General features: G+C 68.1%; 27 protein-coding genes. 23 read left to right on the plus strand and 4 right to left on the minus strand.

Annotated features, from left to right (window positions below):
• Window positions 1–24: 24 nt before the first annotated feature.
• The 23 genes from BMX36_RS01335 to BMX36_RS01445 all read left to right on the plus strand — a co-directional run bounded on the left by BMX36_RS01335 (window position 25) and on the right by BMX36_RS01445 (window position 19,110).
• Window positions 25–246 carry a transcriptional regulator domain-containing protein gene (locus BMX36_RS01335; RefSeq protein WP_093063403.1) on the plus strand — a complete coding sequence of 74 codons (222 nt, stop codon included), beginning with the start codon at window positions 25–27 and terminating at the stop codon, window positions 244–246.
• Window positions 140–808, plus strand: coding sequence for a DUF2285 domain-containing protein (locus tag BMX36_RS22350; RefSeq protein WP_371262768.1), 669 nt, complete (start codon window positions 140–142; stop codon window positions 806–808). The genes BMX36_RS01335 and BMX36_RS22350 overlap by 107 nt, the downstream gene beginning before the upstream one ends.
• Window positions 809–937: 129 nt before the next feature.
• Complete coding sequence (locus BMX36_RS01345) at window positions 938–1,204, plus strand: helix-turn-helix transcriptional regulator (protein WP_048578566.1); 267 nt, start codon at window positions 938–940, stop codon at window positions 1,202–1,204.
• Window positions 1,201–1,707, plus strand: a complete 507-nt coding sequence (locus BMX36_RS01350; RefSeq protein ID WP_093063404.1) for a DUF2840 domain-containing protein — start codon at window positions 1,201–1,203, stop codon at window positions 1,705–1,707. Before BMX36_RS01345 ends, BMX36_RS01350 begins: the two co-directional genes overlap by 4 nt.
• Window positions 1,704–2,249, plus strand: coding sequence for a S26 family signal peptidase (locus BMX36_RS01355; protein WP_093063405.1), 546 nt, complete (start codon window positions 1,704–1,706; stop codon window positions 2,247–2,249). Before BMX36_RS01350 ends, BMX36_RS01355 begins: the two co-directional genes overlap by 4 nt.
• 36 nt (window positions 2,250–2,285) lie before the next feature.
• Window positions 2,286–2,621, plus strand: coding sequence for a DUF736 domain-containing protein (locus BMX36_RS01360; protein WP_218142118.1), 336 nt, complete (start codon window positions 2,286–2,288; stop codon window positions 2,619–2,621).
• Between the two features lie 4 nt (window positions 2,622–2,625).
• On the plus strand, window positions 2,626–3,537 hold the full coding sequence (locus BMX36_RS01365; RefSeq protein WP_093063407.1) for a lytic transglycosylase domain-containing protein: 912 nt from the start codon (window positions 2,626–2,628) through the stop codon (window positions 3,535–3,537).
• Between the two features lie 238 nt (window positions 3,538–3,775).
• Window positions 3,776–5,536 carry a relaxase/mobilization nuclease domain-containing protein gene (locus tag BMX36_RS01370; protein WP_093063408.1) on the plus strand — a complete coding sequence of 587 codons (1,761 nt, stop codon included), beginning with the start codon at window positions 3,776–3,778 and terminating at the stop codon, window positions 5,534–5,536.
• 15 nt (window positions 5,537–5,551) lie between these two features.
• Window positions 5,552–7,525, plus strand: coding sequence for a conjugal transfer protein TraG (locus BMX36_RS01375; RefSeq protein WP_093063409.1), 1,974 nt, complete (start codon window positions 5,552–5,554; stop codon window positions 7,523–7,525).
• A 10-nt stretch (window positions 7,526–7,535) separates the two neighbouring features.
• Window positions 7,536–7,961 (plus strand): ribbon-helix-helix domain-containing protein, encoded by a 426-nt coding sequence (locus tag BMX36_RS01380; protein ID WP_093063410.1) that lies wholly within the window; start codon window positions 7,536–7,538, stop codon window positions 7,959–7,961.
• Between the two features lie 79 nt (window positions 7,962–8,040).
• Window positions 8,041–8,316, plus strand: coding sequence for a metal/formaldehyde-sensitive transcriptional repressor (locus tag BMX36_RS01385; RefSeq protein WP_093063411.1), 276 nt, complete (start codon window positions 8,041–8,043; stop codon window positions 8,314–8,316).
• 8 nt (window positions 8,317–8,324) lie between these two features.
• Entirely contained in the window at window positions 8,325–9,260 is a 936-nt protein-coding gene (gene dmeF, locus BMX36_RS01390; RefSeq protein ID WP_093063412.1) for a CDF family Co(II)/Ni(II) efflux transporter DmeF, read from the plus strand.
• Between the two features lie 233 nt (window positions 9,261–9,493).
• Complete coding sequence (trbB, locus tag BMX36_RS01395) at window positions 9,494–10,480, plus strand: P-type conjugative transfer ATPase TrbB (RefSeq protein WP_093063413.1); 987 nt, start codon at window positions 9,494–9,496, stop codon at window positions 10,478–10,480.
• Window positions 10,477–10,812 carry a TrbC/VirB2 family type IV secretion system protein gene (locus BMX36_RS01400; RefSeq protein WP_093063414.1) on the plus strand — a complete coding sequence of 112 codons (336 nt, stop codon included), beginning with the start codon at window positions 10,477–10,479 and terminating at the stop codon, window positions 10,810–10,812. Before trbB ends, BMX36_RS01400 begins: the two co-directional genes overlap by 4 nt.
• Entirely contained in the window at window positions 10,809–11,090 is a 282-nt protein-coding gene (locus BMX36_RS01405) for a VirB3 family type IV secretion system protein (RefSeq protein ID WP_093063415.1), read from the plus strand. The genes BMX36_RS01400 and BMX36_RS01405 overlap by 4 nt, the downstream gene beginning before the upstream one ends.
• Window positions 11,087–13,576 carry a conjugal transfer protein TrbE gene (gene trbE, locus BMX36_RS01410; protein ID WP_093065125.1) on the plus strand — a complete coding sequence of 830 codons (2,490 nt, stop codon included), beginning with the start codon at window positions 11,087–11,089 and terminating at the stop codon, window positions 13,574–13,576. Before BMX36_RS01405 ends, trbE begins: the two co-directional genes overlap by 4 nt.
• Entirely contained in the window at window positions 13,573–14,331 is a 759-nt protein-coding gene (trbJ, locus tag BMX36_RS01415; protein WP_093063416.1) for a P-type conjugative transfer protein TrbJ, read from the plus strand. Before trbE ends, trbJ begins: the two co-directional genes overlap by 4 nt.
• A 5-nt stretch (window positions 14,332–14,336) precedes the next feature.
• The gene (trbK-alt, locus tag BMX36_RS01420) at window positions 14,337–14,639 is read left to right on the plus strand and encodes a putative entry exclusion protein TrbK-alt (protein ID WP_093063417.1); all 303 of its coding nucleotides are present in this window, start codon (window positions 14,337–14,339) and stop codon (window positions 14,637–14,639) included.
• A 1-nt stretch (window position 14,640) separates the two neighbouring features.
• Window positions 14,641–15,951 (plus strand): P-type conjugative transfer protein TrbL, encoded by a 1,311-nt coding sequence (trbL, locus tag BMX36_RS01425; protein WP_093063418.1) that lies wholly within the window; start codon window positions 14,641–14,643, stop codon window positions 15,949–15,951.
• Window positions 15,952–15,954: 3 nt separating this feature from the next.
• Window positions 15,955–16,638, plus strand: a complete 684-nt coding sequence (gene trbF / locus BMX36_RS01430) for a conjugal transfer protein TrbF (RefSeq protein ID WP_093063419.1) — start codon at window positions 15,955–15,957, stop codon at window positions 16,636–16,638.
• The gene (gene trbG, locus BMX36_RS01435) at window positions 16,635–17,660 is read left to right on the plus strand and encodes a P-type conjugative transfer protein TrbG (RefSeq protein WP_093063420.1); all 1,026 of its coding nucleotides are present in this window, start codon (window positions 16,635–16,637) and stop codon (window positions 17,658–17,660) included. The genes trbF and trbG overlap by 4 nt, the downstream gene beginning before the upstream one ends.
• Entirely contained in the window at window positions 17,657–18,877 is a 1,221-nt protein-coding gene (locus BMX36_RS01440; RefSeq protein WP_093063421.1) for a TraB/TrbI/VirB10 family type IV secretion system protein, read from the plus strand. Before trbG ends, BMX36_RS01440 begins: the two co-directional genes overlap by 4 nt.
• Window positions 18,874–19,110, plus strand: coding sequence for a DUF2274 domain-containing protein (locus tag BMX36_RS01445; RefSeq protein WP_093063422.1), 237 nt, complete (start codon window positions 18,874–18,876; stop codon window positions 19,108–19,110). The genes BMX36_RS01440 and BMX36_RS01445 overlap by 4 nt, the downstream gene beginning before the upstream one ends.
• Here the strand turns inward: BMX36_RS01445 and BMX36_RS01450 are convergent.
• From BMX36_RS01450 to BMX36_RS01465, 4 genes are all read right to left on the minus strand, one after another.
• Complete coding sequence (locus tag BMX36_RS01450; protein ID WP_093063423.1) at window positions 19,083–19,994, minus strand: LysR family transcriptional regulator; 912 nt, start codon at window positions 19,992–19,994, stop codon at window positions 19,083–19,085. The genes BMX36_RS01445 and BMX36_RS01450 overlap by 28 nt on opposite strands.
• Before the next feature lie 127 nt (window positions 19,995–20,121).
• Window positions 20,122–21,366, minus strand: a complete 1,245-nt coding sequence (locus BMX36_RS01455) for a TolC family protein (protein ID WP_093063424.1) — start codon at window positions 21,364–21,366, stop codon at window positions 20,122–20,124.
• Complete coding sequence (locus BMX36_RS01460) at window positions 21,363–21,662, minus strand: DUF3240 family protein (RefSeq protein WP_093063425.1); 300 nt, start codon at window positions 21,660–21,662, stop codon at window positions 21,363–21,365. The genes BMX36_RS01455 and BMX36_RS01460 overlap by 4 nt, the downstream gene beginning before the upstream one ends.
• A complete protein-coding gene (locus BMX36_RS01465; protein WP_093063426.1) occupies window positions 21,655–24,726 on the minus strand; it encodes an efflux RND transporter permease subunit in 3,072 nt (1,023 codons plus the stop codon). The genes BMX36_RS01460 and BMX36_RS01465 overlap by 8 nt, the downstream gene beginning before the upstream one ends.

Consider the following 24,726-nt stretch of genomic DNA (forward strand, 5'->3'; position numbering starts at 1 on the left):
CGCATAGCGCGATTGGAGGATGCAATGCCGACGCCGCCGAGCCGGCGCCAGAGGCGCGCCGGCAATCTGTCCGACGCGCTCGGTCGCGCCGATCTAGCCGCCGAGTTTTTGCGGCGAAACCACACCTATCGCGCCGAACATGCGCAGATGCAGCAACGCATCGCGGACGGCGCCGTCGCGAAGAACGCCGCCGAAACGGCGTTCGCGCGGCGCTGGGGGTTGTCTTTTCGCCACGGCGCCGGATGACTTTTCAGACCCGGTTGTTTGGCGTCCGGAACTGACCGCCGTCACGGTCATTCTCGACGCCGCACCGGATGGATTCAAAACCGCCACTCCGGTTGATCCGCGCGCCCTCGGTGCGTTGCTCGCCGACCAAGCTGGAATTGAAGGACGCCATGTCATTGTCGCCGATGCGGCCGGCGAGCATCGGCTGTGGCTGCGCGATCCGCAGCCCGGCCGGCCGCTCGCCGCCGTTATCCCGTTGGACAAGGATTTCATCACGCGCATCGCTAGCCTGTTGCGCTTCCACCGCCGGGTGCTCGGCCGAGCGGTAGGGCCGCTGCCGCGCGGTTGGCCGCTAACCGCCTATCGGATGGCGCGGCTCAACCTGATGCTCCGCGCACTGGACCTGCGCGACGAGGGCGCGACCTACCGCGAGATCGCCACCGCACTGGGACGCGGCGATGCCGCCCGGCTGTCCGCGAGCGACTGGAAAATGTCGGCGACGCGCTCGTTCGTTGTGCGCCTGGTCCGCGATGGCATCGCGATGATGAACGGCGACTACCGCAAACTCCTCCGCATCCGCTGATTCGCAGCCCTTTTTCGACACCCTTTGGGGGTGGTCGCATCCGTGCAGCCGCACATCTTCATACCCCACCCGGCTGCGCCAATTCTGACAATTACGCCTCCTGCCGCCACTGCCCGCAGGAGCCGACACTTGTCCGATACGCCCACAAACCTGCCGCCCCGCTTCCTGCGCACCCCGGAAGCCGCCCGGTTTCTCGGCCTCTCCGGCCGGACCCTTGAGAAGCACCGCTATTTCGGGACCGGCCCGGCCTACCGCCGCATCGGCGGCCGGGTGGTCTATTCGGTCGATGACCTGCGCGCCTGGGCCGACATCGGCATTAAGCACTCGACGTCCGATCCGGGCCAGAACGACCTCATGCCGCGCGCGGATTCGGCCATCGCCCGGAGCCGGCGATGACCGTCCCGCCGTCACCTATGCGGCACCGCCAGCCGTCCGAAGACGGTATGACCCGCGTCGAGCTGACGTGGATCGAGAAGCGGATTGAGCACTGGATCAGGTTCGGCCGGGTCGCGGTGGACGAGATCGTTGATCGCCGCCGCCGCATCGTCCGCTTCCGTCCCGGCGCGATCTTCGCGTTCGTTCGCTGGGCGGCGAACGACTATGGCACGGTCAGCTCGCGCATCGACATCGTGCGCGCCGTCAACGCGGGCGAGCCGTTCACGACGCTGCCGTTCGTCCGGCCTGGCGGCGACATCCTGCTCAAGATCGAGGGCTGGCCCAAGGTCAGCCAAGTGCTCGCCGCGATCGACGCGACCGAGGCGGCCGACGTCGATCCCTGTGACGCCGCGCCGGACCATTGGCGACACGTCGCCAACCGTATCGCCGCCGGTCATCAGCCGCGCCCCTACACGCTGGAGCGCCATCGCGCGTGGCTCAAACGCCGGGAGATCGAGCGATGACCCGCCGTGGATGGGCCGTTGCGACGGCCTCCGCCGCGTCGCTGTTCGGCGCGTCGTTCCTCGCCGTGGCGGTGTTCGATCCGCTCCCGCGCATCGTCTGGAACGCCAGCGCGAGCGTGCCGATCGGGCTTTATCGGATCGAGCCGCTTCCCGATCCGCCGAACGGTGCATTGGTCGCCGTGACGCCGCCACCGGCGCTGGCGCATTGGCTTGCGGAGCGCGGCTATCTCGGAGAGCGCGTGCCGCTGTTGAAGCACGTCACGGCGCGGCCGGGGCAGATGGTGTGCCGCATCAACGCAGTGGTGAGCATCGATGGGCTGCCCTTCGTCATCGCTCGGCAGCGTGACGGCCGAGGCCGTCCGCTGCCGGTTTGGCAAGGCTGCCGCACGCTGCGCGCCGGCGAGCTGCTGATGCTCAATCCCGACCGCGCCGACAGCATGGACGGCCGCTATTTCGGGCCGCTTCCGGCCTCGGCCGTGCTCGGCCGCGCCATCCCGATCCTCACCCGCGATTCCCCGACCGCGCCGCTCGTCTGGCGCTGACCCGCTTCACCGCCCGCCAACCCAAAGGAGATCATCATGCAGATCGGCAGCTTCTTCCGCACCGCCAATGGCTACGAAGGCATCATCGAGACGGCGACGCTCGACATCCGTATCTCGATCGTTCCGGCCGAGCAGAGCGACGCCGATAAGGCGCCGGACTGGCGCGTCCACCGCGGCGATAGCGGCGAAGGCCCGGAGATCGGTGCCGGCTGGAACGAGACCGGCGAACGCGCCGGGGATTACGTCTCACTGCGCATCGACGATCCCGCGTTCGCGCAGCCGATCCGCGCCGCGCTCTTCCAGAGCACGGGCGACAAGTCGGCCTGGTCGCTGCGCTGGAACCGCCAGCCGAAGTCGCGTGAGCAGGACTGATCCCGTGCGCTTCCCACCCATCCCTTTGTTCGCGGGAAAGCCGTCTCATCCCTTCGTCCCGCTCGGTCGCAGGCCGGCCGGGGCGCGCAGCGAAGGTCAAGGGCGGCCGAAGGCCGGCGCTGCGCGCGCACCCTTTACCGCAGCGAGCACGCTGGCAGGCTGGCGGCGGAGCGGAGTCGGATCGGTGGTCGTGGTTGCCGTCGTCCTGCTGTCCGGCGGTGCTGTGTCTGCCCCGACGATGGCGCAGGATATGCCGGCTGCGCGATTAGCGGCCGTTCATCCTTACGCCGGTCATGTCGCCGAGGCAGCGCGCCGGTTCGGCATCCCCGAAGCGTGGATATGGGCCGTGATGCGCGTCGAGAGCGGCGGCAATTCCCGCGCCGTCTCGCGCGCCGGGGCGATGGGCTTGATGCAGATCATGCCCGCGACTTGGGGCACGCTGCGCACCCGCTACGGCCTCGGCCCCGATCCGTTCGATGTGTGCGACAACATCATGGCGGGTGCGGCCTATCTGCGCGAGATGCACGACCGCTACGGCAACGCCAGCGCGATGCTGGCAGCCTATAATGCGGGACCGGACCGCTACGACGACTTCGTGTCGCGCGGCCGTCCGCTGCCTCCCGAGACGGTCGGCTATCTCGCCCAGCTCGCGCCGATTACCGGCACGGCGGGCGCGGTGGAGGTGACGGCGACTGCAACGCCTGATCCCTTCGCATGGCGTCGTGCGGCGCTGTTCGTTCGCACTGCCAGCGCCGGTTCGGAAGCCGTCGCCGGACAGTCGGACGGCCAAGGAGCCGCGTCCGATCTACCCAACGACCGTCCGACATCCGGCGACGTTCACGCAGCCGAGCCTTCCGTCAATCAGCCACGCGACACGCTGTTCGTGTCCCGCGCCCGCGCGGGCCGACCGCAATGATTGCCCGGTCGCTTCCCGCATCCGTCCGAAGCAGCAAGGTGTCTGGGGAGGAGGAAAACGGCAGGGACAGACGAGGGCAAGATATAAGCAGCGCCCCGTTCAGCCGAAAAGCCAAGGCTTTTCCGTGGCTTCACGCGGGGGCGTCGGTCGGCGCGCGTGCCGCGCGGAAGGGAAAAGCCAGCAAAAACAGCGCCTCGAATGGCACCACAGGCCGTTTTCGGCCGAAAGCGGCCCGGCCGTGAGCGAGGACAGCGAGTTCCGCGTCCGGCCGGGCAAGGCCAAGCGCAGCAAGGCGCAGGGCCGCAATGCCCGCGGCCTGGTCGCCGAGGTGCTGCGCGTCGCCGCGATCCACAGCGGCGGCCGGCGCGGCGGCGCCAGCGGAGCGCGCCGGGGTGCGCAATCGACCTTCGGGCGGGGACGCACCGCCTTCGCCCGCAGTCGCCTGTTCGGCTCGGGCCGGCGCGTCATGGTCAAGATGCTGCCCGTGACCACCCGCAGCCGGGGTGACCGGCGCTCGGCGCCCCTGTCCGCGCATGTCGCTTATTTGAAGCGCGAGGGCGTCACCCGCGACGGCTCGCCTACCCGGATGTTCGACGCGGCCGGCGACAACGCCGACGATCGCGGTTTCGCCGACCGGTGCAAGGATGACCGGCATCATTTCCGGGTCATCGTGTCGCCCGAGGACGCCGCCGAGCTGACCGACCTGCGCGAATACACGCGCGACCTCATGCGCCAGATGGAAGCCGACCTGGGGACGCGGCTCGATTGGGTTGCGGTCGATCACTGGAACACCGACAATCCGCATGTCCACTTGCTCGTGCGCGGCGTTACCGATCAGGGCGCCGATCTCGTCATCTCCCGCGACTACATCAGCCACAATCTCCGCTCGCGCGCGCAAGACCTGGCCTTCGCCGAACTAGGGCCGAAGCCCGAGCATGAGGTGCAGCGCGCGCTCGACCGCGAGGTGACGGCGGAGCGCTGGACCCGGCTCGATTCCGAGATCCAGCGCTCCGCCGACGAGCTAGGCGTGATCGACCTGCGCCCAGAGCGGCCCGGCCCCGACGATCCGCGGCTCCGCCGCTTGATGATCGGCCGGTTGCAGCATCTGGAAACGATGGGGCTCGCAGCCGAGGGCGATACCGGCCAATGGGCGGTCGCGGAAGGTGCGGGGGCGAAGCTGCGCGAGCTGGGCGCGCGCGGAGACATCATCCGCACGATCGGCGCGGCGCTCAAAGATCGGGGGCAGGACCGGCCGCTCGACAGCTACGCCGTCGTCACCAGCGCGCCCGAGAAGCCGATCGCCGGCAGGCTGATCGACAAGGGGTTGCACGACGAACTGACCGCCACCGCCTATGCCGTGATCGACGGCACGGACGGGCGCACCCACCATGTTCGCCTGCCGGGCATCGAGGCGCTGGAGCATAGCCCCAAGCTCGGCGGCATCGTCGAGTTGCGCGCGGTAGGGCGGTCCGGCGAAGAGAAGCCGACGCTTATCGTCGCAACGCGGTCCGACCTCGACCTCGCCGCACAGGTGAAAGCGCCCGGCGCGACCTGGCTCGACCATCGGCTGATCGAGCGCGGCGCCGGAGTCGCGGATGGCGGGTTTGGCGCCGAGGTGCGGCGCGCGATGGACGCGCGCACCGACCATCTCGTCAAGGAAGGGCTAGCCCGCCGCTTCGGCGAGCGGACGGTGTTCGAGCGCGGGATGCTCGACACGCTCCGCAAGCGCGAGCTGGACGCGGTTGGCGCGAAGATCGCGGGTGAGACCGGGCTTGCCTATCGCCCCCCCGCGTCCGGCGAGAAGATCGCCGGCGTCGTGCGCCAACGCCTCGCGCTCACGTCAGGCCGCTTTGCCATGATCGACGACGGGCTCGGCTTCCGACTCGTGCCCTGGGCCAGCACCCTCGAACAGCAACTCGGCCGTCAGGTGTCCGGCGTGGTCCGCGCCGGCGGCGGCATCGACTGGACGCTTGGCCGCAAGCGCGGCCTCGGCATCTGAAAACAGGAGACACCCATGTCCGCGACCAAAATCCTTTGGGGCCAGATCATCATCGTGTTCCTGATCGTGCTCGCCGGGGTGTGGGGCGCGACACAGTGGACCGCCGCCGCGCTCGCCTATCAGCCCGAGCTGGGGCCGCCTTGGTTCGAGGCGTTCGGCTGGCAGGTTTATCCGCCGCCCGCTTTCTTTTGGTGGTGGTTCAGCTTCGACGCCTATGCGCCCCGCATATTCCTGACGGGCGCCTATATCGCTGCGTCCGGCGGGTTCGCGTCGATCGCGGTCGCCATCGGCATGTCGGTGTGGCGCGCGCGCGAACTGAAGAACGCCGAGACCTATGGCTCGGCTCGCTGGGCGAGCGAGCGGGAGGTGCGCGCGGCCGGGCTGCTCGGGCCGAACGGCGTTGTGCTCGGCAAGCTCGCGCGCGACTATCTCCGCCACGACGGCCCCGAGCATGTGCTGTGCTTCGCCCCGACCCGTTCGGGCAAGGGCGTCGGCCTGGTCGTGCCCTCGCTGCTGACCTGGCCGGCGTCGGCGATCGTCCACGACATCAAGGGCGAGAACTGGATGCTGACCGCCGGTTTTCGCGCGCGGCACGGTCGCGTGCTGCTGTTCGATCCGACCAACGCCGAGTCGGCCGCCTACAACCCGTTGCTGGAGGTGCGGCGTGGCCAATGGGAGGTGCGCGACGTGCAGAATGTCGCCGACGTGCTGGTCGATCCCGAAGGCTCGCTGGAGCGGCGAAACCATTGGGAGAAAACCTCCCACTCGCTGCTGGTCGGCGCGATCCTCCACGTCCTCTATGCCGAGGTGGACAAGACCTTGGCTGGCGTCGCCGGATTCCTTTCGGACCCGGCGCGCACGATCGAGCAGACACTGGCCGCGATGATGGCGACGCCACACTTGGGCGAAGCGGGCGTGCATCCTGTCGTCGCCAGCGCGGCGCGGGAGCTGCTGAACAAGTCTGACAACGAGCGATCGGGCGTGCTCAGCACCGCCATGTCTTTCCTCGGCCTCTACCGCGATCCCGTCGTGGCGCAGGTCACGCGGGCCTGCCAGTGGCGCATATCGGATCTGGTCGATGGCGAGCGGCCGGCGACGCTCTATCTGGTCGTGCCGCCCAGCGACATCTCGCGCACCAAGCCGCTGATCCGCCTTATCCTAAACCAGATCGGGCGCCGGCTGACCGAGGAACTGACCCCAAAGGGCGACCGCCATCGGGTGTTGCTGATGCTGGACGAGTTTCCGGCGCTCGGCCGCCTCGACTTCTTCGAGTCCGCGCTGGCGTTCATGGCGGGCTACGGGCTCAAGGCGTTCTTGATCGCGCAGTCGCTCAATCAGATCGAGAAGGCTTACGGCCCCAACAACGCGATCCTCGACAACTGCCATGTCCGGGTGAGCTTCGCCACCAACGACGAGCGCACCGCCAAGCGCGTGTCGGACGCGCTCGGCACCGCCACCGAGATGCGGGCGATGAAGAACTACGCCGGGCATCGCCTGTCGCCGTGGCTTGGGCATCTGATGGTGTCGCGGTCCGAGACCGCCCGCCAGCTCCTTACGCCGGGCGAGGTCATGCAGCTTCCGCCCGACGACGAGATAGTCATGGTGGCGGGCGTCCACCCGATCCGGGCAAAGAAGGCGCGCTATTATCAGGATCGCCGGCTGTCCGAGCGGATCGCGTCGGCGCCCGCGCCCGAGGCGGCCGGGGTCAGGCCCGATGACTGGACCGGGCGGCAGGCATCCGCCGATCCGAAGCAAATCGCGCGCATCGTCCGCGATGCCGAGGACGCCGCCAATGGCGGGCTGCGCCGGGAGCCCGAGCTGCCCGAGCATATCGCCATTGCGCCGGAAACAACGGCCCCGCCCGCGCAGGAGTTTTCGATCGTCGATGACGAACAGGATGACGCGGCCCGGCAAGCGGCCGTGCGCCGCCGGATGCAAGGGCTCGCGCGGCAGGCGTCGCTCGATCCGGGCGATGGCATCGACTTGTAGGAGCGTGCCCATGCGAACCCGGCTCAACGTCTATTTCCCGCCTGCGCTCGCCAAGCAGGTCGATGAGTTGGCGATCCGCCGCCGCATCTCCCGCTCCGCGATCGTGGAGGCGGCAGTGGCGTCCTATCTTTCGCCGGACGGCGCCGACCGGATGGAAGCCGCGTTCGCACGCAGGCTTGATCGCCTGTCGCGTCAGGTCCAGCGACTTGAGCGCAACACTGGCCTGACGACCGAGGCGCTGAGTCTGTTCGTCCGGTTCTGGTTGGCCGTGACACCGCCGCTTCCTGATGAGGATCAGGCGGCGGCGCAGGTGAAGGGGCGGAAACGCTATGAGGGCTTCATCGAGACGCTCGGCCGGCGCTTCGCCAGCGGCAAGACGCTGTTGGATGAGATACCGGAAGATGTCTGGCCGAAGAGTGCGACTGATCCAGACTAGCGAACCACTTGGCTTTCCCGCCTCCAATTGCGGCTGACAAACTCGACAACCCAACCCCGTTCATATAGGGGGGTGGGGTATGTCGCACATCAAGTCATCGAGCGCTGATCTGCTGGCCCGCGTCCGCCGCATTGGAGGCCAGGTCGGTGCGATCGACCGCGCGTTGCAGGCGGACGCGAGCTGTTCGGAGATTCTTCACCTGGTTGCGGCCGTCCGAGGCGCGGTGAACGGCCTGCTGGATGAGATCATAGCGGAGCATCTGGAAGCCCACGTGTCTCGGCCTGGGCTTGATGATGCCGAACGAGCGGCGGGTGCGGAGGAGCTGCTCGCCGTGATCCGTCGCTACTCGAAATAGGATAGTTCATGGCGACTTTGCCCGATCTCGACGCGCACACTCACGACCACGTTTTACTCGGCGCGGCACATGATGAGAACGCCCGCCGCACGCGCTGGGTGGTTGCGCTGACCGCAGTGATGATGGTGGGCGAAATCGTCGCCGGCTACTTCACAGGGTCAATGGCGCTGCTCGCCGACGGCTTTCACATGGCGACGCACGCCGGCGCATTGTCGGTTGCCGCGCTTGCCTATGCCTATGCAAAGCGGAACGCCCGAAACCCGGCATATAGCTTCGGCACCGGCAAGGTTGGTGATCTTGCCGGCTTCGCCTCGGCAATGGCGCTGGGCCTGATCGCAGTCGGTATTGGCGTCGAATCCGTCACCCGGTTGCTCCAGCCGATCAACGTCGCGTTCGGCGAGGCAACTTGGGTTGCGGTCGTCGGCTTGGCCGTGAACGTGGTCAGCGCCGTCCTGCTGTCGGGCGGCCACGACCATTCTCATCATCACGGCCACGATCATGGGCACCATCATCACGGTCATGCCGCGCACACGGGCGATAACAATCTGCGCTCAGCCTATCTGCATGTGCTCGCCGACGCTCTGACATCGGTTCTCGCCATCACGGCGCTCTTGGCAGGCCGCTATCTTGGCTGGGTATGGATGGATCCCGTAATGGGGATCGTCGGCGCAATCGTGATCGCGCGTTGGTCCTGGGGGCTTATGCGCGACACAGCGGAAGTGCTTCTGGATCGAACCGACGAGCATGTGGCCGAGGAGGTGCGCGAGCTGGTCGAAGAACCGGGCGATGCGAGGATCGCAGACCTCCACGTCTGGCGCGTCGGGCCGGAGGCACAAGCTGCGATCGTCAGCATCGTCGCGGCGCGTGGGGTCACGAGCGACATGATCCGCGCCCGTCTCGCGCCGGTGCATGAGTTGGCGCACCTCACAGTCGAGTGCCGCTAACCATCGACTCGATTACCGGCATCCGTAAGAAAGCCTACGCGCGCATCGCCATTTCGTAGTTCGGTTGCCGTATCTGCGGAATGCCGACGAGAGGCATTCCGCCGTCGTCCTCGTATGTGCCGCCCCCTCTACTACGCCCGTAAGTAGCTGTTGCGAGCCGAGTCTTCCTGCGTCTCTTGATGTGCCCCGACAGCCGGGCGGCGGTTCGCCCGGTCCTTTGCAGGGGCCAGTCGTTGACCATCCACCCAATCCGATCCGAGGCTAAATCACGCGGCGCGCGGATGCTGCGCACTGCGCTCGGGCCGTCGATCGCGGGCTGGCTCGACGACGCTGCCGTTATCGAAGTCATGCTGAACCCGGACGGGCGGCTTTGGCTCGATCGGCTGGGCGAGGGCGTCAGCGACACAGGCGAAACGCTGAGCGCTGCCGATGGCGAGCGCATCGTCCGCCTGGTCGCGCACCATGTCGGCGTCGAGGTTCATGCGCGATCGCCGCGCGTTTCGGCCGAGCTGCCGGAAGGCGGCGAGCGGTTCGAGGGGTTGCTGCCGCCTATCGTCGCCGCGCCAGCCTTTGCCATCCGAAAGCCCGCCGTCGCCGTGTTCACACTCGACGACTATGCGCGCGCCGGCCTCATGTCGGCGGCCGAGGCCGAGGCGTTGCGCCACGGCGTCGAGACCCGCGCCAACATCCTCGTCGCGGGCGGCACCGGCGCGGGCAAGACCACGCTGGTCAACGCGCTGCTCGCCGAGGTGGCGAAGACCACCGACCGCATCGTCTTGATCGAAGACACGCGCGAGCTGCAATGCGCCGCGCCGAACCTCGTCGCCATGCGGACCAAGGACGGCGTGGTGTCGCTGTCCGAGTTGGTCCGCTCGTCGCTGCGCCTGCGCCCCGACCGCATCCCCATCGGCGAGGTGCGCGGCGCCGAAGCCCTCGACCTCATCAAAGCCTGGGGTACCGGCCATCCCGGCGGCGTCGGCACGATCCACGCAGGCACTGCGCTCGGCGCGCTGCGCCGCATGGAGCAACTCATCCAGGAGGCCGTCGTCACCGTTCCGCGCGCTCTCATAGCCGAGACGATCGACCTGATCGCCGTGCTGGTCCGCGACGCGCACGGACGCCGGCTGACCGAGCTGGCCCGCGTCGAAGGGCTCGACCCCGCGACCGGCGACTACCGCCTCGCACCCCTCACCAACCACCAAGCCGGAGACCTGCCATGATCCATGCCCTTCGGCATGGCGCACGCCGCGCCATGCTCGCCGCCACCACCAGCGTCATCGCGTTGACATTCGCCGTTCCGGCCCATGCCGGCGGTTCGTCAATGCCGTGGGAAGCCCCGCTGCAAAGCATCCTCGAAAGCATCGAGGGGCCGGTGGCGAAGATCGTTGCCGTTATCATCATCATCGTGACCGGCCTGACGCTGGCCTTCGGCGACACGTCGGGCGGCTCGCGCCGGCTGATCCAGATCGTGTTCGGCCTGTCTATCGCGTTCGCGGCGTCGAGCTTCTTCCTGTCGTTCTTCTCGTTCGGCGGCGGAGCGCTGATCGCATGAACGGCGGGGCCGATCATGGCGAACCGATCGCGGGCTATTTTGCCCCGCTCCACCGGGCGCTGACCGAGCAGATTTTGCTCGGCGGCGCCCCTCGCTCGCTCGCCATCGTCAACGGGACGCTGGCGGGCGCGATCGGCCTTGGCCTGCGCCTGTGGATCGCCGGGCTCTTCATCTGGGCGATCGGCCACGGGCTGTCCGTCTGGGCCGCCCGCCGCGACCCGCAATTCGTGGACGTGGCCCGGCGCCACCTCCGTTACCCGACGTGGATGCGGCCATGATGAGCTTGCGTGAATATCGCAGCAAAGCTGCGACCCTTCCCGATTTCCTGCCCTGGGCCGCGCTGGTCGGCGAAGGCGTGGTGCTGAACAAGGACGGCTCGTTCCAGCGCACCGCCCGATTCCGCGGTCCCGATCTCGACAGCGCGACGCCGGCCGAGCTGGTCGCGACGACCGCGCGGTTGAACAACTCGCTCCGCCGTCTCGGCTCCGGCTGGGCGATCTTCGTCGAGGCGCAGCGCACCCCGGCGCTCGACTATCCGCTGTCCGACTTCCCCGATCCCGTGTCGTCGCTGGTCGAGTTCGAGCGTCGCGAGCAATTCCGCGAGGAGGGCGCGCATTTCGAGAGCCGCTATTTCCTCACCCTGCTGTGGATGCCGCCGGCCGAAGAAGCCGCCCGCGCCGAAGGTTGGCTCTACGAGGGCCGGTCCACCAGCGGCGTCGATCCGTGGGAACTGCTCAAGGGCTTCACCGACCGCAGCGACCGGGTGCTCAACCTGGTCGAAAGGTTCGTGCCCGAGGTCCGCTGGCTCGATGACGCCGAGACGCTGACCTATCTGCACAGCACGGTTTCGACGCGCCGCCAGAGCGTCCGCGTGCCGGAAACGCCGATGCACCTCGACGCGCTCTTGGCCGACCAGCCGCTGACCGGCGGCCTCGAACCGAAGCTCGGCGACCAACATCTTCGGACGCTCACTATCGTCGGCTTCCCGAGCGTGACCTTCCCCGGCGTGCTCGACGAACTGAACCGGCTCGCCTTCGATTATCGCTGGGCGACCCGCGCGATCATGCTCGATAAGACAGACGCGACCAAGCTGCTGAGCCGCATCCGACGCCAGTGGTTCGCCAAGCGCAAGAGCGTCATGGCGATTCTGAAAGAGGTGATGACCAACGAGGCGTCGGTCCTGATGGACAGCGACGCATCGAACAAGGCCGCCGACGCCGACACCGCCCTGCAGGAGCTGGGCGCCGACTATGCCGGCATGGCCTATGTCACCGCGACGGTGACGGTGTGGGACCGCGATCCAGCCATTGCGGCGGAAAAGCTGCGGCTGGTCGAGAAGGTTATCCAGGGCCGCGACTTTACCGTCATCCCCGAAGGCATGAACGCGATCGAGGCATGGCTGGGGAGCCTCCCCGGTCACACCTACGCCAACGTCCGCCAGCCCCCGATTTCCACTATCAATCTCGCCCACCTGATCCCCCTGTCAGCAGTATGGGCGGGGCCGGAACGGGACGAGCATTTCGGTGCTCCCCCCTTGCTCTACGGCAAGACCGAAGGCTCGACCCCGTTCCGGTTTTCCCTTCACGTCGGCGATGTCGGCCACACGCTCATCGTCGGGCCGACCGGCGCCGGCAAGTCGGTGCTGCTCGCCCTCATGGCGATGCAGTTTCGCCGCTACGAGAACGGCCAGGTCTTCGCCTTCGATTTCGGCGGCAGCATCCGCGCCGCGGCGATCGGCATGGGCGGCGACTGGCAGGATCTCGGCGGGATGCTGGCCGACGAGGCCGGCGACGGCGTGCAGCTCCAGCCGCTCGCCCGGATCGACGATCCGGCCGAGCGCGCCTGGGCGGCCGAATGGCTGGCGGCGATCCTCGCGTCCGAAGGCGTCGCGGTCGATCCGCAGGCCAAGGAGCATTTGTGGTCGGCGCTCGGCTCGCTCGCCAGCGCGCCCGTGCCGGAACGCACACTGACCGGGCTCGCCGTGCTGCTCCAGAGCCAACAGCTCAAGCAGGCGTTGGCGCCCTACTGCATCGGCGGGCCGTGGGGCCGGCTGCTCGACGCCGAGGCCGAGCGCCTCGGCGAAGCGTCGGTGCAGGCGTTCGAGACCGAGGGTTTGGTCGGCGCCGGGTCGGCCGCCGCAGTGCTGTCCTATCTGTTCCACCGGATCGAAGGCCGGCTGGACGGCTCGCCCACGCTCATCATCATCGACGAGGGCTGGCTGGTCTTAGACAGCCCGGACTTCGCCGCGCAGCTCCGCGAATGGCTTAAGACCCTGCGCAAGAAGAACGCCAGCGTCGTGTTCGCCACGCAGAGCCTCGCCGACATCGAAACCTCGAACATCGCGCCGACCATCATCGAGAGCTGCCCGACTCGCATCTTCTTGCCCAACGAACGTGCGGCCGAGCCGCAGATCGCCGCCATCTACGAACGGTTCGGGCTGAACGCCCGCCAGATCGAAATCCTCAGCCGGGCCACGCCCAAGCGCGACTATTACTGCCAGTCGCGGCGCGGCAACCGGCTGTTCGAGCTAGGGCTGGGCGAGGTCGCGCTGGCCTTCGCCGCCGCTTCTTCCAAGACCGACCAGCTCCGCATCGCCGAGCTGGTCGAGACCCACGGCCGCGAGCGCTTCGCCGCCGAATGGCTGCGCCATCGCGGCCTGGCCTGGGCGGTCGATCTTCTTCCCGAACCTCAACCCGATCCGCTGGCTGGTCGCCGGGAAGATGCCGGCCAGCTCCCCCTTGCCTTGAAGGACATGAGCCCATGAAAACCAATATCCTGCGCCGCGCCATGCTGGCCGGTGCCATCGCCACGTCGAGCATGATCGGCATCACCGCCGCCACGCCGGCGCACGCTCAGTTCGGCGGGATCGTCTATGACCCGACCAACTATGCGCAGAACGTGCTGACGGCCGCGCGGTCGCTCCAGCAGGTCAACAACCAGATTCAGCAAATTCAGCAACAGGCGACCAGCCTGATGAACGAGGCGCGTAATCTGGCCTCGCTGCCGTTCAGCTCGCTCCAGCAGTTGCAGCAGCAGGTGCAGCGCACCCAGCAGCTTCTCGGCGAGGCGCAGCGCATCGCCTACGACGTGCAGAACGTCCAGCAGGTGTTCAACGGCCGCTACAAGGGCGCGGCGCTCACCGGCACCCACGCGCAGATGGTCGCCAACGCCAATGCGCGCTGGGCGGATAGCGTCGGGGCGTTCGAGGACGCGCTGCGCGTTCAGGCCGGCGTCGTCGGCAACATCGACGGCGCGCGCACGACGATGGACGGCCTGGTCACGTCCAGCCAGTCGGCGACGGGTGCGCTTCAGGCGGCGCAGGCGGGCAACCAGCTTCTCGCGCTGCAATCGCAGCAGCTCGCCGACCTGACGGCGCTGGTGGCGGCGCAGGGCCGCGCGCAGGCGCTGGACTCGGCGCGCAACGCTGCCGTCGAAGCCGAGAGCCGCGAACGGCTCCGCCGCTTCCTGACGCGGTCTACCGGCTATCAGCCGGGCAACGCCCGCATGTTCCACGACTGATCGTCATGGACAGCAAGCTCCTCGCGCGCATCGGCGCCGTCATCTTCATCGCCATCGCCATTACGATGACGGCGATCGAGATGAGCCGTGCGCCCGAGCCCCCGCGCGCGGGGCCGGCGGCCGTCGCCGATGTCTCGGCGACGGACCCGCTGCTGATCGAGCTGCGCCGCTGCCAGTCGATCGGCGCGGCCGGGGCAAGCGACCCCGACTGCCTGCGCGCCTGGGCCGAGAACCGTCGCCGGTTCCTCGCGCCCGGTGCGCGCCCCGCCGCCCGCATCGCCGACGACACCTCGGCACAGGAGAATTGACATGGGCGGCACCGGCGTCGTCGATCGCTTTCTGGATGTCTTCACCCGCTACATCGACAGCGGGTTCGGCCTGCTCGGCGGCGAGGTGGCGTTCATCGCCACCACCCTGATCGTCATCGACGTGACCCTGGCCGCGCTGTTCTGGACGTGGGGTGAAGGCGACGACATCATCGCCCGCCTCGTCAAGAAGACGCTGTTCGTAGGCGTCTTCGCCTACATCATCGGCAACTGGAACAGCCTGGCACGCATCGTCTTCGAGAGCTTCGCCGGGCTCGGCCTCAAAGCGTCGGGCACCGGCTTTACGGCCGCCGAACTGCTCCAGCCGGGCCGCGTCGCCCAAGTCGGGCTGGAGGCGGGTCAGCCGATCCTAGAATCCATTTCAGACTTGATGGGCTGGGTCGCATTCTTCGAGAACTTCATCCAGATCGCGGTGCTGCTGATCGCCTGGGTGCTGGTCATCCTCGCCTTCTTCATTCTGGCGATCCAGCTCTTCGTGACGCTGATCGAGTTCAAGCTGGCGACGCTCGCCGGCTTCGTCCTCATCCCGTTCGGCCTGTTCGGCAAGACCGCCTTCATGGCCGAGCGCGTGCTGGGGCTGGTGATCTCGTCGGGCATCAAGGTGCTGGTGCTCGCTGTCATCGTCGGTATCGGCTCGACTTTGTTCGACGAGTTTCGCGCCGGTTTCGGCGGCGCGCAGCCCAGCATTGAGGACGCGATGGCCGTCGCGCTCGCCTCGCTCTGTCTTCTCGGCCTCGGCATCTTCGGCCCGTCGATCGCCAACGGCATCGTCTCCGGCGGACCGGCGCTTGGCGCAGGGGCCGCAGCCGGAACCGTGCTCGCAGCCGGCGGAGCGCTTGCCGGTGGCGCCGCCGCCGCCCGCCTCGGCGCCGGCGCTGCGGCGGGTGCGATCGGCGGCGCGGCGAGAGGCGCGGCCTTCACCTCGGGCGCCGCCAACAGCGCCTATGCGCTCGGTTCGGCCGGCAAGTCCGGCGCGGCCGCAGTCGCTGGCGGCGCAGGCGGCGTCGGTCAAGCCGCCGTCGGCGCAGCCATGTCGCCGCTCCGCAAGGCGGCAGCCTCGCTCAAGGACAGCTACCGTTCCGGCGGGCGCGCCGCCGTCACCGCGACCGGCGGGACCATTTCGGGCGGCAGCTCCACACCGTCGCCGGACGCGCCGGCCAGTGCGCCCGCCTGGGCGTCCGCGATGAAGAACCGCCAGACCATGACCCACGGCGCGACCATCGCCGCTCACACGCTGCGCTCCGGCGACGGCGGCGGCAGCGGCGCGTCCGTCGACACCAGCCAGAAGGATTGATCCATGTTCAAGCGACCGAGCATCCGCTACGGCCAGACGCCCGAACCGACCACGCCCTATCAGCGCGCAGCGCAGGCTTGGGACGACCGCATAGGCTCCGCGCGCGTGCAGGCGAAGAACTGGCGGCTCGCCTTTTTCGGCACGCTGGCGCTTTCGGGCGGTCTAGCTGGCGGCCTCGTCTGGCAATCGACGCGCGGCCATATCGTCCCGTGGGTTGTGCAGGTCGATCGGCTGGGCGAAGCTCAGGCGGTTGCGCCCGCCGAGGCCGGCTATCGCCCGACCGATCCGCAGGTCGCGTTCCATCTCGCCCGCTTCATCGAGCAGGTCCGCGCGATCCCCGCCGACCCGGTGATCGTCCGTCAGAACTGGCTCAGGGCTTACGACTTCACGACCGATCGCGGCGCGCTTGCGCTCAATGACTATGCGCGGGCCAACGACCCGTTCGCCAATGTCGGGCGGGTGCAGGTCGCGGTGGAAGTGTCCAGCGTCATCCGGGCATCGCCTGACAGCTTCCGCGTCGCCTGGATCGAGCGCCGCTATCAGGACGGCAGCCTTGCCGCCACCGAACGCTGGTCCGCGATCCTCACCATCGTCGTCCAGCCGCCGCGCACCCCCGACGCCCTGCGCAAGAATCCGCTTGGCGTCTTCGTCAATGCCCTCAACTGGTCGAAGGAGCTGTCGCAATGACCGGCATACCCATCCGCCGCGCGACCACTGCCGCGCTGTTCGTCTCCGCATCCGCGCTCGCCGGCTGCGCCACCACGTCGGCCAGGCCGCCCGTGATCGCTTTCGACGATCCGCCCCCTGCGATCGTCGCGACGCCCGCAGCAGAGCCGCCCCGCGCGGTCGAGATCGTCACGATCCCCGAGCCGTTGCCGCTGCCCGGCCAGTTGAAGCCGGTGACGGAGAGCGCGCGACCGCCAGAGCCCGCCGATCCGCGCCGCCGTGTCGGCGACGCCAACGACGCCGCGCGCATCCAGCCGGTGCGCGACGGCTTCCTCAACGCCATCCAGCAATATCCGTGGACCGAAGGCGCGCTCTATCAGGTCTATACCGCGCCGGGTCAGGTGACGGACATCGCCTTGCAGGAAGGCGAGCAGCTCGTGGGGCCGGGGCCGGTCGCGGCCGGCGACACGGTGCGGTGGATCATCGGCGACACGATGAGCGGCAGCGGCGCAACCGCGCGCGTGCACATCCTAGTGAAGCCCACACGGCCCGATCTTGTTACCAACATCGTAGTCAACACCGACCGCCGAACCTATCACCTCGAATTGCGCGCGACGCCTGCGACCTACATGGCGTCGGTATCGTGGACTTATCCGCAGGACGCGCTGATCGCCTTGCAAGGTCGCAATGCGGCTGCCGCCGCTGCTGCGCCAGCCGCAACCGGCGTGGACGTAACGGCGCTCAACTTCCGCTACCGCATCGAGGGCGACCGCGTGCCGTGGGCGCCGGCCCGCGCGTTCGACGACGGGCGGCAGGTCTTCATCGAGTTTCCGGCCGGGATCTCGCAGGGCGAAATGCCGCCGCTGTTCGTGACCGGCGCGAGCGGTGACGCCGAGCTGGTCAATTACCGCGTGCAGGGTCGCTACATGGTGGTTGATCGGCTCTTCGCCGCCGCTGAGCTGCGCCTGGGCGACCGCCGCAGTGAACAGCGCGTCCGCATCGTGCGCGACGGCGCGGAGACGCGCCGGAGGGGGCGGCCGTGACTGACAGCCACGATGCGCCAGCCGAAGCACGGCCGGAGCCGCAGCCCGCTCGCCCTGATCCCGCCGCGTTCCAGCTTCGCGGCGATCCACCCCGCGTCATGCGGCTCTCCCGCAAGGCGCTCGCCGTCGTCGGCGTCGCCGCCGGCCTCGGTATCGGCGGTTCGCTGATCTATGCGCTGCAACCGCCGGGCGATCGGGCCGCGCAGGAACTCTACAACACCGACAGCCGCGCCACCGCCGAGACCATCACGTCCGGCCCGCGCGATTATGCGCAGGCGCCCCGGCTCGGCCCGCCGCTTCCCGGCGACCTCGGCCGCCCGATCGTGTCGGCGCAGCAGCGCGGCGAGGACGTGCCCGTGCCGCCGATCGGCGCGCAGCCAGGTCCGCCCGATCCGCGCGCGCAAGCGGCGGAAGCCGCCCGGCAGCGCGCGGCGCAGGAACGCGATGCGGCCCGCACCAGCTCGGTCTTTCTCGGCAGCGGCGGCGCGCGTGCGGGTGCGGAGCCGGTCTCGATGCCGGGCTTGCCGGCGCCTTCCGCGCAGGAACCGGCCCAGCAGGCGGCGCAAGGCGACCAGGCCGGCAAGCGCGCCTTCATGGCGCAGGCGGCCAACCAGCGCACGGTCAGCGTCGAGCGGCTGACGGCTCCGGCATCGCCCAACATCGTTCAGGCCGGCAGCATCATCCCGGCTGCGCTCATCACGGGCGTCCGTTCGAACCTCCCCGGCCAGATCACCGCGCAGGTGACGGCGAATGTCTATGACAGCCCCACCGGGCGCATCCTCCTCATCCCGCAGGGCGCGCGGCTGATCGGCGAGTATGACAGCGAGATCGCCGCCGGACAGACCCGCGTGCTGCTCGCCTGGGATCGGCTCATCATGCCGGACGGACGCTCGATCGTTCTCGAGCGCCAACCCGGCGCGGACGGAGCCGGATTCGCCGGTCTGCAAGACCGCGTGAACCAGCATTGGGGCAACCTGCTACGGGCGGCGGCCGTTTCGACGCTGGTCGGTGTCGGGACCGAGCTGGGTGCGGACGGTGAGGACGACCTGACCCGCGCCCTTCGGCGAGGCTCACAGGACACCATCAATCAGACGGGCCAGCAGATCGTGCGGCGGCAGCTCAACGTGCAGCCGACGCTCACGATCCGGCCGGGGCACCCCCTGCGCGTGGTCATCACGCGCGATCTCGTGCTCGAACCTATCGGAGCAACGCGATGACCAAGTTGAAGCTCGGGCCGCTCGCCGACGACCGGCCCGTCAAGCTGGCGGTGGAGCTGCCTGCGGCCGTCCACCGCGATCTCGTCGCCTATGCCGCTGCGCTGGCCACTGAAACCGGCAGCGAAGCTGTGACGCCGGAGAAGCTGGTCGCCCCGATGCTAGCGCGATTCATGGCGACTGACCGGGCGTTCACCAAGAGCCAGCGTCAGGGGATGTCGAAGGATAGCGCATAGCGGTCGCGCACGAAGGCGAGGAATCGCCGCAGCGCGGGATTGCCGTTGTCTCTCCGCCAGTATCCTGAATAGCCGATGAGCACCGGCCCCTGTTCGCTATGAACGGGTCGGTAAACCACATCGGGATAGCGCGCGCCCGTCCCGCCCTCGCAGACGATCGATAGGCCGAGCCCATCACCTAGGATGCTTAGGATCGTCTCGCGGCTGGCATGGTGCATCCTGATGTCCGGCTGGACACCGACGAGCGACAGGCGGCCCAGCAGCATGTCTCGGATTTCCGGGCCGGGATCGGCGGCCGTAAGCAGGAACCGCTCTCGCCGTAGGTCCGTCCAGTGGAGCAGGTCACGCTCGGCCAGCGGATGATTGGCCGGCAGCGCGACCATTACGCGCTCGCTCCAGAGCGATTCGTGCCGGAACCCGTCATGGCTGGCGTCGCCCAACAGGATCGCAATGTCGATCTCGCCGGTATCGAGCCCGGCGAACAGCGCGCGCCGGTCCGCTTCCACGCCATCTAGATCGGCATCGGGATGCGCGTTGCGCCAGCCCAACATGGTCGCGCGCAGGTTTCCGGCGGAGACCGAACTGTAATGCCCGACCATAAGCCCGCCGGCGCGGCCTTGCCCCGCCGCCCGCATGGTCGCCACCAGCTTGTCGGCGCTTGCCACCATCGGCCGGGCGCTGCGGACGAGCTGACGCCCCGCGATCGTCATGGTGACGCCCGCGCGGGATCGCTCGAATATCTTCACCCCGACCACGCGCTCCAGCTTGAGAATGCTCCGGCTAAGTGTCGATTGATCGACATCCAATGCGCGCGCCGCTCGGTAGAAACTGCCATGATCTGCCGCCGCTATGGCGTAGCGAAGCTGACGAATGTCGAACGGCACGCATAGCCCTCTATTCTTTTTGTTAGCGCGTCTTTTCGATCAAGAGCCTTCCTGAAAGGATACTTTGCTTGATAGTCAAACGGGCACGATCCTTGGCGTGGCTTCACGCCCACGAACGACGCACGCCTCAATCATGGTCGCCCTCGGGAACCCAGATGCTGTGGGAATCGATCTGCAACTTCAGCAGCGCCCGCGATGCTTCCGATCGCGCATCAATCTCGGATCGGCGGGCGTCGTTCGCCTGCCGACGAGCATAGAGCAGATCGACCAGATCAATCTGGCCTAGCTGATAACCACGCTCCGTCCTCCCGGCAGCGTCGGATGCGCTCTGTGCCGATGCCTGCGCGCTTCGCCACGCCTCCAGCCGGGTGCGTGCGTTGGACAGGTCCGCGTCGGCAATGGCCGCGACCGATCGCTGGATATTGGCGAGTTCAAGACGGGCGGCGTTCGCCTCGGCCGAAGCCTGATCGGCTGCTGCCCGGCGATAGCCACCGCCCAGCGGGATGGATGCCACCACGCCTGCTCCTCGCTCCATGCCGCTACGCTCGCTGAACAAGCGGACACCAAAGGAGGGATCGGCGATCCGGTCTGCTCGAACCCGCCGCGCAACGACGGCTAGCCGCTGTGCCTCGCGATCGGCGGCGCGAATCTCGTGACTGCGCTCGACGACCAGCGCCCGCATGGTTTCGAGATTCTGTAGCGGCCGTTCGGGCAAGGCCAGTTCAGCCGGCTCGGGAGGAAGCGGTATCTCTGGAAACGTCGCGACCAGGATCACGCGCGCCTGCTCGCGCGCAGAGAGCGATGCAGCGGCCTGGGCTTGCGCCTGCGCCAGCGCAGCGGAAGCCTGGTCGAGATCGAGCGCCGAAGCATCGCGGAGCTGGACGCGGCGCCGCAAGGCGGTCAGCGCCGCTTCCAGCGAGCGCACCGTGTCGAGGTCGTTGCGATAATGGCTGCCGGCGGTCAGCCAGTCATGCCAGAGTCCAGACAAGACCAACGCGGCCTGGTGGCGGGCATCCTCCATCTGGTTTTCCGCAACCTCGACGCCCAGCGCGCCAGATTCTCGGTCAAGCGCAGCCTTGCCGGGAAGGCGGAACGGGCGGGACAGGGTCGCGTCGAACTCGTCATAGCCGCCTTCGCGGTCGACGCTGCGGCGAATATAGCTGCCCGCGATCGTCGCTTCATGGGTGCCCCTGCGCAGCATGTCCCCGCGCGCGCGGGCGGCTTCGACCCGGGCGGCCGCCGCCATGACGGTTGGATGGTTGTCGAGAGCTTCGTTGACTTTCTCGACCGGCGGCAGGTCGGCGCGCTGGGCGTGGAGTGTGCCCGGCGCCAGCATCAGCACCATGGCCAGGGCCAGCACGGACGCTCTCATGCGATCCTCCCGTGGCTGACGACCCGCAGGGCGTGCCAGCGCACCGGCCGTTCGCGCCGTGAGTCCGTCACCGCTCGGATCACATCTTCCTGGACAGTGTCCGCGATGATGAGTTCGACCGCACTTCGCCGAAGATTGCCCGTCACCTGTTCGGCGGTTCGCGCGTCGCTGAAATCCCGGCCACGCACCGCCTCTTCCCGGACGTGGATCGGCGCCCGCGCGACGGTGCGGATCGCTTCCACGATCGTCTCCGTATCCCGGATCGCACAATGGAAGGTCAGAAGCAGGTCAGGCATTTTCGGGTTTCCCGGCGCTCTCGCCAAAGCGCTCGAACAGGATGGGCAAAAGCACGAGCGTCAGCAGCGTGGACGTGATGAGGCCGCCGATGACGACGATGGCGAGCGGACGCTGGATTTCCGATCCGGGGCCGCTGGCGAACAGCAAGGGCACCAGGCCGAAGGCCGTGATGCTGGCGGTCATCAGCACCGGCCGTAGCCTGCGCTCCGCGCCTTGCCGGACCGCCTCGGCCATGCCGTAGCCCTCGGCCAGCAGTTGACGGAAATAGGCCACCAGCACGAGACCGTTGAGAACGGCGATGCCGAGCAAAGCGATGAACCCGACCGATGCGGGCACCGAGAGATATTCGCCCGAAGCCCAGAGCGAGACGACGCCGCCGACCATCGCGAACGGAATGTTGAGCAGGATAAGGATCGCGGCGCGCAGCGACCGCAGCGTCGCCAGCAGCACGAAGAAGATCAGCAGCAGCGCCACCGGGATGACGAGCATCAGCCGGGCCGAGGCGCGCTGCTGGTTCTCGAACTGGCCGCCCCAGACGATGCGGTAGCCGGCCGGCAGCTTCACCTTTGCGGCGACCGCCGCCTTGGCCTCATCGACATAGCCCACCAGGTCGCGGCCAGAAACGAACGCCTGCACCAGCGCGAAGCGGGAGCCGTTCTCATGATCGAGCTTGACCGGACCCTGTGTCGTCTCGACCCGAGCCATGTCGCTGACGCGCGCCAACCCTCCGTCCGGCGTGCGCAATTGCAGGTCGGCGAAACGGGCGGGATCGGAGCGCAGGCTCTCGTCACCCCGGATGACGATCGGCACGCGCTTCTGTCCCTCGGCGACGATGCCGGCCCGAACCCCCTCGACCTGAGCGCGAAGCGCATCCTGCATCTGGTCGACCGGCATCCCGAAGCGTCCGGCGGCCGCGCGATCGATGTCGAGTTGAAGATAATCAACACTGTCATTGGCGACGGTCAGGACTTCCGAGGCGCCGCTTATGCCCGAGAGCGCGTGCTGGACCTGCCCGGCAAGATCACCGAGCGTCGCCAGGTCCGGGCCGAATATCTTGACGGCAAGATCGCCGCGCGCGCCGGTCAACATCTCCGACACACGCATCTCGATCGGCTGTGTGAAGCTGGGCTGGATGCCGGGCAGTCCCTCGATCGCCTTGCGCATCTCGCCGACCACGAAGTCCTTGTCGCCGCGCCACTCGGACTGCGGTTTCAGGCGCACGAAACTGTCGGTCTCGTTCGGCCCCATCGGATCGAGGCCGATCTCGTCGGAGCCTACGCGGGCGATCACATCCTGCACCTCGGGCACGGCGCGCAGCGCGCGCTGCACCGCCAGGTCGCCCTTCACCGACTGGTCGAGGCTGATCGAAGGCAGCTTGGTGAGCTGGACGATCACCGAGCCCTCATCCATCGTCGGCATGAAGGTCTTGCCGACCGCGCCATAGGCCATGCCGGCGATCACCAGGCCCGCCGCCGCCAGGCCATAGACCACCCGCTTGTGAGCGAACGCGGTCGCCAGCAGCGCATGATAGCGCGGTGAGAGCTGGCGCATGATCCACGGCTCGCCATGATGGCCGCTCTTGAGTCCGAACGACGACAGGACCGGCACCAGCGTGAGCGCCAGCAGCAGCGATCCGGCGAGCGCGAAGACGATGGTGAGGGCCACCGGCGCGAACAGCTTGCCTTCAAGTCCCTGGAGCGCAAGCAGCGGCAGGAACACGAGTGCGATGATGATGATACCGGCCGAAACCGGCACGATGACCTCGCTTGACGCCTGGAAAATCTGATTGAGGCGCGGATGGCCTTCCTCATGCGGACGCCCGAGCCGCTCGACGATATTCTCGACCACCACCACCGCGCCATCGACCAGCATGCCGATGGCGATGGCGAGTCCGCCCAGGCTCATCAGATTGGCGGACAGGCCCATGCCGTGCATGAACAGGAAGGTGATGAGCGCCGCCATCGGCAGGGTCGCGGCCACGATCGCGGCGGCCCGCCAGTCGCCCAGGAACAGGATGAGCAGGACGACCACGAGGATCGTGGCTTCGAGCAACGCTTCCTCGACCGTGCCGACGGCGTGCCCGATCAGATCGGATCGGTCGTAGAAGACATCGACATGGGTGCCGGCCGGCAGGGTTTTCTCAAGCTCCGCCAGCCGGGCGCGCACGCCATCGACGACCATGCGGGCATCGGCGCCGCGCAGGGCGATCACCAGCCCTTCGACCGCCTCGGCTTTGCCATTCTTGGTGACCGCGCCATAGCGGGTGAGACTGCCGGTCCCGACTGCTGCGACGTCGCCCAGACGGATGATGCGGCCGTCGCGGCTGGCGATCACAAGCGACTGCAGGTCGTTGATCGTGCGGATCGCACCGACCGCGCGCACGATCAGCGATTCCTCGCCGCTGGTGAGTCGTCCCGCGCCGTCATTGCGGTTTCCGCTCTCGATCGCGCCGCGCAGGTCGGCGATAGAGAGTTTCGCGCTGGCCAGCGCCACCGGATCGGGCCTGACCTCGAAGGTCCGCACATAGCCGCCGAGCGCATTGACGTCGGCGACGCCGGGCACGGTCCTCAGCGCGGGCCGGATCGTCCAGTCGAGCAGTTCGCGTTTCTGCTGGAGGCTGAGCGGCCCCTCGATCGTGAACATATAGATATCGGACAGCGGCGTCGAAATCGGGGCGAGACCGCCGCCGACCGAAGCCGGCAAGTCGGCCAGCACGCCGGACAGGCGCTCGGCGACCTGTTGGCGTGCCCAGTAGATGTCGGTCCCATCGGTGAAGTCGATGGTGATATCGGCGATGGCATATTTGGCGGTCGAGCGCAGGATCGCCTGATTGGGGATACCCAGCATCTCCATCTCGATCGGCGTGATGACGCGGCTCTCCACCTCCTCGGGTGTCATACCAGGCGCCTTCAGGATCATCTTGACCTGCGTCTGGGCGATATTGGGATAGGCATCGACAGGAAGGTTTACGAATGCCCATGCGCCGAGGCCCGCCACTGTCAGGGCGAGAGCGAGAACGAGCAGGCGATAGGATAGGGCCGTGGCTACCAGCGCGCGAAGCAT

The organism is Sphingomonas sp. OV641 (genome assembly GCF_900109205.1).
Classification (GTDB): Bacteria; Pseudomonadota; Alphaproteobacteria; order Sphingomonadales; family Sphingomonadaceae; genus Sphingomonas.